The organism is Rhodococcus sp. A14 (assembly GCF_011603105.1).
Taxonomy (GTDB): Bacteria; Actinomycetota; Actinomycetes; order Mycobacteriales; family Mycobacteriaceae; genus Rhodococcus_F; species Rhodococcus_F opacus.
Map to the genome: position 1 here is coordinate 59162 of NZ_JAAOQS010000037.1, position 13992 is coordinate 73153.

Genomic DNA, 13992 nt, shown 5'->3' on the forward strand with positions numbered 1-13992 from the left:
ATACAAACTATAGGCAACCGTGCCTTCCCAAATAACCGCGGGAAAATGAGACTGAGGACAGTCAATCTGCCTCTCTCCGAACAGGACACTCATGGACCCGAGTCATGCCCGCCCACGCCGCACACTCCTCCGCGGAGCAACGGTCGTCAGCGTCGATCCGGCCATCGGAAACGTCGACCGAGCCGACATCCTGATCAGCGACGATCTGATCGCCGGAATCGACGCGAGGATCGACGTCGAACCGGGCGTCGAGGTCGTCGACGTCGACGGCATGATCGCGCTTCCCGGCTTCGTCGACACTCACCGCCACACCTGGCAGAGCGTCATGCGGCACGGGTACGCCGAACTCGATCCCCTCCAGTACTTCGACGAAATGCTCAGGGGAATCGGGGCGGCGTACGAGCCCGAGGACGTCAGGGTCGGTAACCTCCTCGGCGCGGTCTCGGCGCTGAGTGCAGGCACGACCACCCTCTTCGACTGGTCCCACATCCAGAACTCGCCCGAGCATTCCGACGCTGCCGTCGCCGGTCTGCGCGAGTCGGGTATCCGTGCCGTCTTCGGCCACGGATGGCCCCTGCAGGGCGACGGCCGGTGGACCGAGAACAGCACGCTCACCCACCCGGCCGACATCGAACGGCTGCAGAAGGAGCACTTCGCCGACCCCGGCGGACTCGTGACGTTGGCGATGGCGGCCAGAGGCCCCGAGATGGCAGCGCCCGGGGTATGGCAGGCCGACCTCGCCCTCGCACGCGACCTGGGCATCCGCACGTCGGTGCATGCCGGTGCGTACGCGCACAACGAACCGGTCCACGCCGTGGCGCAGTACGACAACGCGGGCCTTCTTGCCGACGACCTGACGTTCGTGCACTGCTGCCGCTCCTCCGACGCCGAACTCGCGATGATCGCCGACGCCGGTGCCACCGTGTCGATCGGCGTGCACTGCGAGCTCAACTCACAAGGCATCGGCGACATCCCCCTCGACCGCATGCTCGCCGCCGGTGTACGACCGAGCCTCAGCGGGGATACCGAAACCAAATGCAGCGGAGACATGTTCACGCAGATGCGAATGCTCTTCGGCTACCACCGTTCGTGGATGGGCGGTGGGCACAGCTCCGTCACGGCCGATCGGGCGCAGCTGTTCCTGCACGATGTGCTGGCATTCGCCACCATCGAGGGGGCGAGAGCGGTCGGGCAGGGCGATCGCATCGGCTCGCTCACTCCCGGCAAGCAGGCCGACATCATCCTGGTGCGTGCAACCGACCTGAACCTGGTGCCCGTACTCGATCCGGTGGCGTCCGTGGTCCTCGCCGCTCATGAAGGCAATGTCGAGTCGGTGCTCATCGGCGGGCGATTCGTCAAGCGCGGCGGAGTCGTGCTCGGGTGTGATCCGTCCGCTCTCGTGAGCGCGGCGGAGGCATCGCAACGACGGATCCTGGGAAGACGCGCCGGCCGCTAGCACTCGTGTGCGCGTGCCCCCCCCGTCCGAACAGGGTGTATTCACCGCACGAATTCCCTCCATCAGGTGTTGCCGCTTCCCGGATAACCCGAGAACAGGAACAGTGATGGTCATCACCACCGCAACAAAGGAGCAAGGCATTGACCATGTCACGCGGGGACGAATTCCGGCGCGGGTGGCCGACTCTGTCAGCGGCCGCCGTGGGTGTCGGCACCGGGGTATCCGGGCTCGCCATCTACTCGGCGGGTCTGTTCACCGGCGATCTCGGTAGGGAGATCGGCCTCAGCGCCGCAATGTACGGGCTGTCCATCACCTTGCTGACCTTCGGGATGGCACTCGCCGCCCCCGTCGTCGGCTACGCCGTCGACAAGTTCGGAGTCAAGGCCCCGACGATTGCCGGAGCACTGTGCCTGGCAACCGGATTCGCCGCACTGGGAACGGTCGTGCACTCGGTGCCGGCCTACATGACAGCGATGGCGTTGATCGGATTCTTCGGTGCAAGTTCCGGACCGATTGCCTTCACTCGGGCGGTGAGCAGCTGGTTCGACCGCGCCAGGGGCCTCGCGCTCGGCATCACGATGATGGGAATGGGACTCTCCGGCGCCATCATTCCGGTCGCCATCGGACGCGTCATCGAACTCGAAGGATGGCGGCTCGGCTACCTCACGTTGGCCTGCATTGCGCTCGCCGGGACCCTTCCCACCGTCTTCCTCCTGAAGGTCGCACCCCGAAGCGTAAGTACGCAGGGCACGGCCGGACGGTCGGCCGACGACGGTGACGACTTCGCCACCATCCGTCGGAACCCGCTCTACTGGCGGCTGATTCTCACATTCGGCCTGATGTCGGTCGCCTTCACCGGCCTCGTCCCCTACCTGGTCCCTATGCTTCGGCAGTACGGGATGAGCGTCGGCGGTGCGGCATCGATCGCATCGATCATGGGACTCGCGGTCATCCTGAGCCGACTGGTGATCGGACTGCTCATCGACATCCTCCGGCCTACCGCGGTCGCGGCCTCGCTCTGCCTGCTGTGCGCCACCGGCGTCGTGCTGTTCGCAGTCGGCGGAGTCGGATTCGCCCCCGTCCTGGCCTTTACGCTGGGGTGCATGCTCGGCGCCGAGCTGGACATGGTGGGCTACTTCACGTCGCGGTACTTCGGACTCGCCGCCTTCGGAAAGGCCTATGCAGGCCCCTATATGGCGTTCGTCCTCGGAGGCGGTATCGCGCCCCTGTGGGTCGGTGCCGTGGTGGACCGAACAGGAAGCTACACCGCAGTCCTCTACGTCGTCGCCGCGCTGACGGTGCTGTGCGCCGTCGCCTTCCTGGCCCTGCCGTCCCCGCGCCGGGTCACCCCCGCCCCTTCCGATACGAGGCCGACACCCGCCTCCGTCAACGCAGATCTCTGACCACACATAACAGACACCGCTCCAGGAGAACCACTTTCATGCGTATCGCCAACATCGACGACCGTGCCGCCCTCGTCATCGGAGCCGAGGGGGCCGAGCGGGGCGTCGACCTCGCTCACGCCTCCCGTGGCCGGTTCGGCCCCGACCTGCCCGCCGTCTATCAGGCTTGGGACGATGTCACCGCCTGGGCCACCGACCAGGACCTCTCGGCCCTGGCCGACGACAGCTTCCCGATCGACCGGTCCCTGCTGGGTGCACCGTCACCGGCTCCCCGGCAGGTGTTCGCGGTCGGGCTGAACTACCACGCGCACGCCGCCGAATCCGGTTTCGAATCCCCCACCCATGTGCCGCCGGTGTTCACCAAGTACTCCTCCAGCTTCACCGGCCCCGACACCGACGTCGTGATTCCCGCCGGCGGCAACGTCGACTGGGAGATCGAACTCGTCGCCGTCATCGGCCGCGACACCACCAACATCGACGAGGCCGACGCCTGGTCCCACGTCGCCGGCCTCACCGCCGGACAGGACATCTCCGAACGGATCACCCAGACCCGTGGTCCCGCACCGCAATTCGGGCTCGGAAAATCGTTCGCCGGTTTCTCTCCGCAAGGTCCGTGGCTGGTCACCTCGGACGAGTTCACCGACCCCGACGACCTCGAACTCGGCTGCACCATCGACGGTGAACAAGTGCAGAAGGGCCGCACCCGCGACCTGATCTTCCCGGTCTCGAAGCTGATCGCCACCCTCTCCCGCACCGTGACCCTCTATCCGGGTGATGTCATCTTCACCGGCACCCCCGCCGGCGTCGGCGTCGGCCGCGACCCGCAACGGTTCCTGCAGGCCGGCGAGAAACTCGACAGCTGGATCGACGGCATCGGCACACTTCATCAGCGTTTCGTCGCCGACCCCGACGCGAAGTAGAGGACACCGATCATGGCACTGCACGGACTGGGCAAGGTCACCGTCGGCGTCCCCAACGTCGACGACACCATCGCCTACTACATCGAATTCGGCCTCGAGCACCGCGGGAACGGGGTGTTCGCCACCCGCAACGGCGGCGAACAACTCCACATCGTGCACGCCCCGACCCGGCGGCTGGTCGAATTGACCGTCGCCGCCGACGACCCGGACGACATCGCCGCCATCACTTCACGGCTGACCGGGCTCGGTGTGGCGATCGAGCAGAACGGCACGTCCGTCAGTGCCGTCGAACCGGTCACCGGCACCCCGGTGCGGGTGCAGGTCCGACCCCGGATCGTCATCGAGCCCGCGGTGTTGCCGACGCCGTACAACGGGCCTGGGCGCATCGACCGCTGGGGGCGGGCCCCGTTCCTCACCCGCACCGAGCCGGTGCGCCCCCGCAAACTCGGGCACGCGGTGATCGGGTCCACCGACCTCCAGACCACGATGCAATTCTTCACCGAGGGTCTCGGATTCAAGGTCAGCGACTACATGGGCGACAAGGCCGCGTTCCTGCGCTGCTCCGCCGAGCACCACAACGTGCTCGTCATGGCCGCACCGGTGAACTTCCTGCATCACACCAGCTGGCAGGTCGACGACATCGACGAGGTCGGCCGCGGCGCCCACACGATGCTCGAGAACAACCCCGAACGCCACATCTGGGGTCTCGGACGGCACTATGCCGGCGCGAACTTCTTCTGGTACCTCAAGGACCCGGCGGGGAACTTCTCCGAGTACTACTCCGACATGGACACCGTCCCCGAGGACGAACTCTGGTCACCGGAAGTGCTCCACGGCCTGCAAGGTCTGTACGCCTGGGGGCCACCGCCGCCCCCGTCGTTCCTCGAACCGGACGACCTCGCCGCCTTGATGACCGGAGCACACTCCACCACGGGGTGACGAGCGGGTAGAACGATTCGGTGTCGGCTAGATCAGTTCGACGACGGTCCCCAGGTCGTGCACATGCTCGCTGTCCGCCGGCCCGGCGGCCGGCGTGATGTCACCACGTGCCGTGAGTGCCATCGATCTCGCCTCGCCCGCAGCGAAGGCGACCGGTACCGCCACGGCAACGGACAGGAGGGCAGCTCCCGCGTCGAACACCAAGCGTGCGACACCGAAAGCACAGTTCGCCGATTCTCGGATCGTCATCGTCCGCCTTCCTTCATCCCAGTCCACAGGACGTAGCGGACCACTCCCTTTGACCTGACAATTACCCGATCGACGTTACGAGGGGCCCGCACTACTCGCGAGTACCAAACCGACCAGATCGAATGGTTTACCCAGCGGCCGTCGAATCCGGCGACGGAGGCAGAGAAGACAGGCACGTATCCGGGTAATTCGGCCGATGCGCCCGGATCGCGCCGGGAACACCCTGTAATCGGACGTCTCGACGACGCGACACCACACCGAGCGCACTGGAGTAACGACGGCATGAACCCACACACCGGGAATCACGGATATCACCTGGTTCACACGCTCCGCCGGCCTCCGGTGCGGCCGGGACGCCACGCACTGCATGCCGCCGCATCCAGAATCGGAATCCCGTGCATCCGCGGCGCCGGCGACCACCGCGCCTTCGACAGCTCCGGGCTCGTTCAGTGGGCGTACAAACAGGCCGGTGTGGCCGTTCCGCGCACCACCTACGAGCAACTACGACACGGGACCGCCGTGGACGAGAGCGACCTGCAACCCGGTGACGTCGTCCTCTTCTACGGGGGCGGCCACGCGGGGATCTATGCAGGGAACGACACAGTCGTCCACGCACCCGCTCCGGGACGGCCGGTCACGCGAGTAGCCATGAACTCCATGTCATTTCACGCAGCGCGCCGATACTGACGACCGATTACAGCCTCCAGCCGACCAGAACAGGGCGGCTGGAGGCGCCGACCATCCGCGACACCGTTGACTCAGTGAGCGGCGTTGTACGCTTCCTCGATCTCGGCAGGAATACGTCCACGCGTGGACAACTCATACCCCTGCGACGTCGCCCATTCTCGAATTTCCTTTGCCTGGCTCCGTCCCTGCGACGGTGCCACTGCAGGAGTCGACCGACGCTTTCTTCCACCGACCCGAGTTGCATGCTCGATGTAGTAGTCGAGAGTCTTGTGGAATTCCCTGGCGTTCTTGACCTTCAGATCGATCTCGTAGTCGACGCCGTCGACAGAGAACGGAATGGTCTCCCCCTTACCGTTCTTGATCGGAGTTCCGTCGATGTCGTCGATGCGTTCGACAACAACTTTGCGCGCCACAGTCCCACTCCTTCATCGTCGATAACCCGGGGAACACTACGTCGAAGTATTGTTCACCTGCCAATCCCCGACGGAGTTTTCGAATTGCAGACCCGGGTCCGTCTGATTGGAGAACCCTGCCGGCGGGGTATTCGTCGGACATGACACCGAAGGACGCATCCGGACCGAAGACCACGACCACCGACAGCGGCGCCCCGGGCGCGGACAAGGACGTGATGTCCGATCCGGCCGAGGACGACAAGAGTTCGGGCGCCGACTGGAGCGGCGAAGGTGGCGCGACCTCTGAGGGCCCCGCCACCGACACCGACACCGACACCGAGGACTAGGTCACCAGGGGATCTGGCCGAGGACCACACCGATCACCAGCATCGACAGCGACACCAGCGCCGCGCGCCACAGCACCTTCTTGTGATGGTCCGCCAGCGGGACACCCGCCAGGGTCACGAGCAGGAGGATGGCCGGGACGAGGGGGCTCTGCATGTGGAACGTCTGGCCGGTGATGGATGCGCGGGCCATCTCGACCGGCTCGATGCCGTACGTGGCCGCCGTCTCGGCGAGCACGGGCATGATGCCGAAGTAGAAGGCGTCGTTGCTCATGAAGAACGTGAACGGCAGGCTCAGGATGCCCGTGATGACGGCCAGGTGCGGTCCGAGCGAGGCCGGGATGATTTCGAGCAGCCACTGCGCCATGGCCTCGACCATTCCGGTGCCCTGGAATACGCCGGTGAGCACGGCCGCGGCGAACACCATCGCGACCACGGAGACGATGCTCGACGAGTGGCGGGTGATCGCTTCCTGCTGTTCCTTGACCCGCGGGAAGTTCACCGTCAGCGCGATCGATGCGGCCACCATGAACAGGACCGGAATCGGCAGTACGTCCATCACGAGCACGACGAGGAGCGCCACCGTGACGAGCGCGTTGAACCACAGCAGCTTCGGCCGCAGCGTGGGCCGCTGGGGGTCGAGACCGTCGACGAAGCCCTGGCCGTCGTCCGATCCGGCGTCGCCGGAGCCGCCACCCGATCGGGGTGCGTCACCATTGCCCCCGGATCCGGATCCGGTCACGGACCGCCGGAGGCCGGAGCCTGCGGAGACGAGGAGACGCTCGTCGGTGAGTTCGAGCGTTCCGATGCGGCGGCGTTCGCTGTAGCCCAGCTGCACGGCGAACAGCAGCACGACGAGCAGTCCGACCACCAGCGACGGGATCATCGGCACGAACACGTCCGACGGTGAGATTCCCAGCGCCGCGGCTGCCCGGACCGTCGGTCCACCCCACGGGACGATGTTCATCGCGCCGTTCGCGAGGCCGGCGACCACCGTCAGAACCACGGGGCTGACCTTCAGCTTCATGTACAGCGGCAGCAGTGCGGACGTCACGATGATGAACGTCGTGGATCCGTCACCGTCCAGCGACACCACCATCGCGAGCACCGCGGTGCCGACGACGAGCCGCATGGGGTCGTTGCGGACGAGCCGGAGGATGAGTTTCACCAGCGGGTCGAACAGGCCGACGTCGATCATGATCCCGAAGAAGATGATCGCGAAGAACAGCAAGGCGGCCGTCGGTGCCAGCGCCTTGATCCCGTCGGTGATCATGTCGCCGATGCCGAGGCCGGCCCCGGCCGCGATCCCGAATGCGACCGGGACGGCGATCAACCCGACCACGGGAGTGGCCCGTTTGGACATGATCAAGAACATGAACACGGCCACCATCAGAAAGCCGAGTGCTACCAGCATTGCCACTCCTCGTCCGAACTCGCGTCGTGGTGTGATCGCGATAACAGCCAGTGTCGGGGGGAGGGACGCTCACAGTCACTGTTGCGTACTTAGAGAAGGTTGTGTTCTTTGTGGTGGCAACTACGGGCGCCCCCGGAGATGGTCGCGCAGAGTGTCTGTCTCATACTCCGCGCGGAACAGTCCACGCTTCTGCAGGACGGGGATCACCTCGTCGACGAAGTCGGCGAGGCCGTTCGGGTAGAGCGGCGGCATCAGGTTGAAGCCATCGGCCCCGCCGCGGCGGAACCACACCTCGATCTCGTCGGCGATCGATTCCGGGGTTCCGATCATGGTGCAGTGGCCGCCACCGGCCGCCAACGTGCCCAGCAGCGACCGCACGGTGGGACGGTCCTTGTCGATGATCCGCAGGATCGTGTCGTACCGGCCCTGCGGCCCGGTGAACTCCGACAGTGGCGGCAGCGCGGGAACCGGTGCGTCCAATTCCCAGGCACTGCAGTCCTGCTGGACGAACATCGACAACTGCGCCAGCGACTGTTCGACGGGCAGGAGCGCGTCGAGTTCCGCCTTCTTCCGCCGGGCCTCCGCACCGGTCGAGCCGACATAGGTCACCAGACCGGGCATCACGACCACCGCGTCGGCGTCGCGGCCCGCCGCACGGATGCGCCGCTTCACGTCGCCGTAGTAGCTCTGCGCGGCCGTGAGGTCGTAGGCGACGGCGTAGATGCCCTCGGCGCACCGGGCGGCCAGGTCGCGGCCCTGATCGGACGCGCCGGCCTGGAACAGCACGGGACGACCCTGCGGCGAATGCGGCACGTTCAGCGGACCGTCCACGAGGAAATGCTTTCCCCGATGCTCGACCGGCTTCACCTTGGCCGGGTCCGCGAAGATGCCCTCACGGTCGAGCACGAGCGCGTCGGGCTCCCACGAATCCCACAGAGCAAGTGCCACGTCGACGAACTCCGCGGCGCGCGAATAGCGTTCGTCGTGCGGCGGCATCGCCTCGAGTCCGTGGTTGCGCGCTTCGGCGTCGAACATGGACGTCACCACGTTCCAGCCGGCACGGCCGCCGCTGATGTGGTCGAGCGACGCCAGCATCCGGGCGGCGTGGAACGGTGTGTAGAACGTGGTGGACACCGTCGTCACGAGTCCGACCCGCTCCGTCGCCCGCGCCATCGCGGACAGCGCGGTGAGCGGTTCGAGGAACCACATGCCTCCGGATGCGGGGTCGCGCACCGAATGCCCGTCCGCGAAGAACACCGCGTCGAGGCATCCGCGCTCCGCGGTCTGCGCCAACTCCTCGTAGTAGGCGATGTCGCAGAGGCGCTCCACCTGGGACGAGGGGTGCCGCCACGCGGCGCCGTGGTGCCCGCAGCTGTAGAGGAACGCGTTGAAGTGCAGTTGCCGGGCGTCGCTCATGTCAGTCCTTGACCAGTCCGCCGTCGACGACGAGGTTCTGGCCGGTCACCGCACGCGACCACGGGGACGCGAAGAACAGCACCGCGTCGGCGAACTCGTCCGGCGTGGTGACCCGCTGCAGCGGGGTGCTCGCCGCGATGAGGTCGAACACCTCGTCGGGAGTGGCGGCGCTCGCGTCGGTGGTGCGGAGCAGCCCGCCCGACACCATGTTGACGGTGATGCCGTCGGGACCGAGGTCGGCCGCGAGCGTGCGGGTCAGCGACAACGCCGCGGCCTTGGCGGCCGTGTAGTCGTGGTACGGGACGACGGGGTTCTGGAACAGGTTGGTTCCGATGTTCACGATCCGGCCGAACCCGAGCGAACGCATGCCCGGCAGCGCGGCCTGCGTCGTGTGCAGGGTCGCCTTCACGCTGCCACGCAGCTGCGAGTCGAAGGCATCCCACGTGATGACGTCCGCCTTGTCGCGTGCGTCGCCGTTGAAGGAGAAGTCGGCGAGCGCGTTGTTGATCACCGTGGTCACCGGTGAGCCGAAGTGTTCTTCCGCCGCGGAGAACAGCGCCGCCACCTGTCCGGCGTCCGTGACGTCGGCCCGGAGCGCGACCGCACGGTCCGCGCCCAGGGAGGTCGCGAGTTCTTCGGCCGCCTCCCGGCTGTTCCGGTAGTTCACGATCACCCGCGCGTTCTGCGCCGCGAACGACCGCACGATGGCGGCGCCGAGGCCCCGCCCACCGCCGGTCACCAGGACGATCTGCTTGTCGAGCTGCATGCTGTCACCTTCCGTTCGGTCGGCGACGAGACATCGGATGAGCGCATACGGCCGTCTCCGCGACATCCCTTCGCCGGCATTACCCAGTTCAGGTTCGACGGGTCTGTTCTCAGCCGTCCGGCTCGTCGCCGGGCAGCACCCCGTGTCACTGGCCAACAGTGTAAGCGCAATCACCGATTCCAGTTCTTGGTTGTGCACAACCTAGTTGTGTGCAACTATTCAGGGGTGACCGACAACCTCACCCTCGACCGCCAGGTGTGCTTCGCCCTGTACTCGGCTTCCCGGGCCATGACGGCGAGATACCGGTCGATGCTCGACTCGTTGGGAGTGACCTACCCGCAGTACCTCGTGCTGTTGGTGCTCTGGGAACGGGACGGCCGCGGAGTACGTGAGATCTGCGACGCCCTCGACCTCGACACCGGCACGCTGTCGCCACTGCTCAAGCGGCTCGAAACCCTGGGCCTGGTCGAACGCCGGCGCTCCTCGGCCGACGAGCGCCGGGTCGGGATCCACCTCACCGAGAAGGGTGCGGCCCTCCGCGCCGCCGCGGAGGGCATCCCCGCCGAACTCGCCGACTCGACGGGAATGGAGATCGACGAACTCGTCGCCCTCCGGGACACACTGTCGCGTCTCACCGAATCACTCCACAGCTTCACCACCCCTACAGGAGAGAAGTAACCATGAAGATCGTCTACACCGCCGAAGCCCTCGCGACCGGAGAAGGCCGCAACGGCCACGCCCGCACGTCCGACGGCAAGCTCGACCTGAACCTCGCGATCCCCACCGAGATGGGCGGGTCCGGCGACGGCACCAACCCCGAGCAGTTGTTCGCCGCCGGATACGCGGCATGCTTCCACTCCGCGCTCCAGCTGGTCGGCCGTCAGGCGAAGGCGAACGTCGCCGACTCGGCCGTCGGCGCCCGCGTCGGCATCGGCCCGACGGACAGCGGCGGATTCGGTCTCGCCGTCACCCTCGAGGTTTCCCTGCCCCACCTGCCGCGCGCCGAGGCGCTCGAGCTGACCGAGAAGGCACACCAGGTGTGCCCCTACTCCAACGCCACCCGCGGCAACATCGACGTCACCCTCGAGGTCACCGAAGACTGAGCAACCCTGACGGGCGTCGCGTCACCCGAACTTGAACTCGACGCCCGTCAGGTCCTCCGACAGCGCCCACAGCGCCCGCGCGGTGTGCTCGTCCCGCGACTTCTTGTTGGAGCCCACCACCTTCGGATGGCCACGCTGCTCGAACAGGCCGTCCGGCCCGATGTAGCTGCCACCGATCACATCGGGTGCCGTTGCCGCGTACAGCATCGGCAGCGCCCCCATCTCCGCCGACTGCGCGAAGATCCGGTTGCCGACGGCCATCAGCTTGTCCTGCACCGACTCGGTGTGGGCCTGCAGGTTGGTCGACGCGTAACCGGGGTGCGCGGCCACCGCTTTCACGGGTGACCCCGCCGCCGACAGCCTGCGCTGCAACTCGTATGTGAACAGCAGATTCGCGAGTTTCGACTGCCCGTACGCGCTCCAGCGGTTGTACTTGCGGCGCTCCCAGTTGAGGTCGTCGAGGTGAATCGTTCCCGCCTGATGTGCCGCACTCGACATCGTGGCGACCCGATCGGTGATCTTGTCGAGCAGCAGGCCGGTCAATGCGAAGTGCCCGAGATGATTTGTGCCGATCTGCATTTCGAATCCGTCGGCGGTCTTGCGCTGCGGAACCGCCATCACGCCCGCGTTGTTCACGAGAACGTCGACGGACTCGACGCCGGCGGCGAACTCGCGCACCGAGGCGAGGTCGGACAGATCGAGGCGGCGCACCTCGGCGTTGTCACCGATCGACCGTGCGACGACCTCCCCCTTGTGGGTGTTGCGGCAGGCCAGCACGACGTGCGCCCCCGCCTTGCCCAGGGCCCGCGCGGCCACCTCCCCGAGACCACTGTTGGCGCCCGTGACGACGAACGTGCGGCCGCTCTGATCGACGATGTCCGAAGCTGTCCACTTGGTCATGGCGTCAACCCTACGGATCTCGGGACGTGGCGTGCACCTTTCACCACGCCTGCGCTCCGACCAGCGGCAGATTGACGAAACTCGGCCGATCCGGGGACAACGCGACGTGCTGCGGCTTCAGTTGACTGTCGGCCAGAATCGGTCCGAGCGGCAGGTACCGGGGGACGCTGCCCGCGTACACGTCGACGCGCAGCCGGTGCCCCGGCGCGAGGACGGCGTCGGTGGGCACGAAGTTGATGTCCACCGGTGTCACTTCACCCGGCACCAGCGGCTGACGTGCGTCCACCGTCAGATAGTGGTGCGGTTCGGTGTAGTCGCCGTTCGCCGACTTGGTGCTCTTCGAATCGTCCACGGCCCGCATGGAAGCGGTGAGCGCACCATTGGTGAGCGGGGTCGTCGTGCCGTCCGGTGCGACGTCGTTCAGTGTCACCGCCCAGAATCCGTCCGGGGCGTCGAGCACGGTTTCGAGGTGCAGATTGACCGGACCCGACAGCTCGGTCGGCTGTGTGACGGGGGCGCTGGTGAACGTCAGCCCCTCGGCCTCGGCGAACCGGGAGTCCTTGCTGCACACCGATCCGAAGACGACGGCCGCTCCTGCGGTGCCCTGTGCGCCGTCGCGGGAACAGAGCCCGCGGAGGCCGGGTGCGACGGTGAGTCGTGCTGCGTCGCCGGGTTTCGCCGACACCAGGCTGCCGTCGTGGGCGGCGTGCCCGGCGGTGCCACTGGGGGCACCCGACAGGTACATCCGCTGGTAGTCGACACCGGCCCGCGGGAACTGATCGGTGGTGGTCCAGCCGTTGCCCTGCTGGTACAGCGTGACCGGGCCGTACTCGTCGATGCCGTTGTCGATGCCCTTCAGCCACTTGTCGAACCAGGCGCGTTCGAGGACGTCGAGTCGTGGCGGCGCACCCTGTTCGCCGAAGCCGCCACCGAACGAGATGTGGTAGGCGTCGCTCATGATCAGCTGCTTCTCACCGGCAGGCAGCGGGATGTCGTTGTAGACCCGCGGCTCGCTGTTCGCGAAGATGTCGTGCCACGCGCCGTAGAGCATCGTCGGCACCTCGATGTTCGCGGCCTGCGCCTTCCGCTCCTCGTAGAACTGGCCGTCCTGCGCCACCCGCAGCGTGCCGGGGTCGAGACCGTTGATGTCCGGCGCGGTCATGGCCTCGATCAGTGCGGGGAACAGCGTCAGCGGATCCCGCAACCGATCCTGCAGCCACCGCTGGTCGAAGCGCCCCTGCGCAAGGGCCTGGATGTCGGGAACGAACTTGAGACCGTTGACCAGTGACAGCCACAGCGGCATGAATCCCACGCCGAGACCACCGCCCGTTCCGACGATGTCGCGGAGCAGATCGTTGCCCGGTTCGGTCGGGAAGATCGCCTTCAACGCCGGCGGCTGATGCCCCGCGGCCTGCAGCGAATTGATTCCCGAGTACGACACCCCCGCCATGCCGACCTTGCCGTCGGACCATCCCTGCTTGCTCATCCAGTCGATGATCTCGACGGAGTCCTGCTGCTCGAGCGGACCGAGTGCCTGCCATTCCCCTTGAGAGAAGCCGGTGCCCCGCGCATCGACGACCACCTGGGTGTACCCGTTCCGGACGAGGTCGCGGTTGATGCCGAAGACGCGCATGCCGCCACCGGTGAGCACCTTGGCCGCTTCCCCGACGCCGTCGAACGGTGTTCCGGCGAGATCGAAGGAGTTCACCAGGTCGACGACGGTGTCCTCGAGCCCCGGCACCGCGAACACGGAATCGACGAGGTTGCCGACCAGCTTCGTGTACGGCGTGACGTTGAGGACCGACGGCATCCTGGTGTCGATCGGGTTGCCGGAGGCGTCCGCGGGGCGATAGACGTTGGCCTTCAGCACCGTTCCGTCGCTCATGGTGATGGGGACGTCCCAGTCGATCGCGATCACCGGGTACTCGGGCGGCGCGTCGACCGCGGCGTTCCACGCGGCCCCCGCCGCCCCGCCCGTCGGATCCGCCGACGCCGTCACCGTG

General features: G+C 66.8%; 15 protein-coding genes and 1 riboswitch. Of the genes, 8 read left to right on the forward strand and 7 right to left on the reverse strand.

Features of this window, described 5'->3' with window-relative positions; translation table 11 throughout:
- Positions 1–91 precede the first annotated feature (91 nt).
- The 4 genes from G9373_RS20525 to G9373_RS20540 all read left to right on the forward strand — a co-directional run bounded on the left by G9373_RS20525 (position 92) and on the right by G9373_RS20540 (position 4718).
- Positions 92–1456: an amidohydrolase family protein gene (locus tag G9373_RS20525; RefSeq protein WP_054247331.1), complete on the forward strand. Its 1365-nt coding sequence runs from the start codon at positions 92–94 to the stop codon at positions 1454–1456.
- Positions 1457–1602: 146 nt separating this feature from the next.
- Positions 1603–2859, forward strand: a complete 1257-nt coding sequence (locus G9373_RS20530) for an MFS transporter (protein WP_054247332.1) — start codon at positions 1603–1605, stop codon at positions 2857–2859.
- 38 nt (positions 2860–2897) lie between these two features.
- Positions 2898–3779, forward strand: coding sequence for a fumarylacetoacetate hydrolase family protein (locus tag G9373_RS20535; RefSeq protein ID WP_133986118.1), 882 nt, complete (start codon positions 2898–2900; stop codon positions 3777–3779).
- Between the two features lie 12 nt (positions 3780–3791).
- Entirely contained in the window at positions 3792–4718 is a 927-nt protein-coding gene (locus tag G9373_RS20540; RefSeq protein ID WP_054247333.1) for a VOC family protein, read from the forward strand.
- A gap of 27 nt (positions 4719–4745) precedes the next feature.
- Here G9373_RS20540 and G9373_RS20545 read toward each other — a convergent pair whose 3' ends face one another.
- Positions 4746–4967 (reverse strand): hypothetical protein, encoded by a 222-nt coding sequence (locus G9373_RS20545; protein ID WP_005255171.1) that lies wholly within the window; start codon positions 4965–4967, stop codon positions 4746–4748.
- Between the two features lie 282 nt (positions 4968–5249).
- Here G9373_RS20545 and G9373_RS20550 point away from each other — a divergent pair, with 282 nt between their 5' ends.
- Positions 5250–5654: an NlpC/P60 family protein gene (locus G9373_RS20550; RefSeq protein WP_005572711.1), complete on the forward strand. Its 405-nt coding sequence runs from the start codon at positions 5250–5252 to the stop codon at positions 5652–5654.
- 71 nt (positions 5655–5725) lie between these two features.
- Here the strand turns inward: G9373_RS20550 and G9373_RS20555 are convergent, their stop codons facing one another.
- The gene (locus G9373_RS20555; RefSeq protein WP_005255167.1) at positions 5726–6067 is read right to left on the reverse strand and encodes an Lsr2 family protein; all 342 of its coding nucleotides are present in this window, start codon (positions 6065–6067) and stop codon (positions 5726–5728) included.
- Between the two features lie 140 nt (positions 6068–6207).
- Here G9373_RS20555 and G9373_RS20560 point away from each other — a divergent pair, with 140 nt between their 5' ends.
- A complete protein-coding gene (locus G9373_RS20560) occupies positions 6208–6393 on the forward strand; it encodes a hypothetical protein (protein WP_054247334.1) in 186 nt (61 codons plus the stop codon).
- A gap of 1 nt (position 6394) precedes the next feature.
- Here G9373_RS20560 and G9373_RS20565 read toward each other — a convergent pair whose 3' ends face one another.
- The 3 genes from G9373_RS20565 to G9373_RS20575 form a co-directional block, all read right to left on the reverse strand.
- Entirely contained in the window at positions 6395–7804 is a 1410-nt protein-coding gene (locus tag G9373_RS20565) for an SLC13 family permease (RefSeq protein WP_054247335.1), read from the reverse strand.
- Between the two features lie 120 nt (positions 7805–7924).
- Positions 7925–9220 carry an LLM class flavin-dependent oxidoreductase gene (locus G9373_RS20570; RefSeq protein ID WP_005572713.1) on the reverse strand — a complete coding sequence of 432 codons (1296 nt, stop codon included), beginning with the start codon at positions 9218–9220 and terminating at the stop codon, positions 7925–7927.
- 1 nt (position 9221) lies between these two features.
- Positions 9222–9986 (reverse strand): 3-oxoacyl-ACP reductase, encoded by a 765-nt coding sequence (locus G9373_RS20575; RefSeq protein WP_005572716.1) that lies wholly within the window; start codon positions 9984–9986, stop codon positions 9222–9224.
- 48 nt (positions 9987–10034) lie between these two features.
- Positions 10035–10139: riboswitch (TPP riboswitch) on the reverse strand.
- A gap of 72 nt (positions 10140–10211) precedes the next feature.
- Between G9373_RS20575 and G9373_RS20580 the strand changes: the two genes are divergently transcribed.
- On the forward strand, positions 10212–10664 hold the full coding sequence (locus G9373_RS20580) for a MarR family transcriptional regulator (protein WP_007301081.1): 453 nt from the start codon (positions 10212–10214) through the stop codon (positions 10662–10664).
- Between the two features lie 2 nt (positions 10665–10666).
- Positions 10667–11089, forward strand: coding sequence for an organic hydroperoxide resistance protein (locus G9373_RS20585; RefSeq protein ID WP_005255157.1), 423 nt, complete (start codon positions 10667–10669; stop codon positions 11087–11089).
- 21 nt (positions 11090–11110) lie between these two features.
- Here the strand turns inward: G9373_RS20585 and G9373_RS20590 are convergent, their stop codons facing one another.
- Both G9373_RS20590 and G9373_RS20595 read right to left on the reverse strand, forming a co-directional pair.
- A complete protein-coding gene (locus tag G9373_RS20590; protein ID WP_054247336.1) occupies positions 11111–11989 on the reverse strand; it encodes an oxidoreductase in 879 nt (292 codons plus the stop codon).
- Between the two features lie 40 nt (positions 11990–12029).
- The coding region (locus G9373_RS20595; protein WP_206032413.1) for a CocE/NonD family hydrolase at positions 12030–13992 on the reverse strand (1963 nt) is incomplete at its 5' end.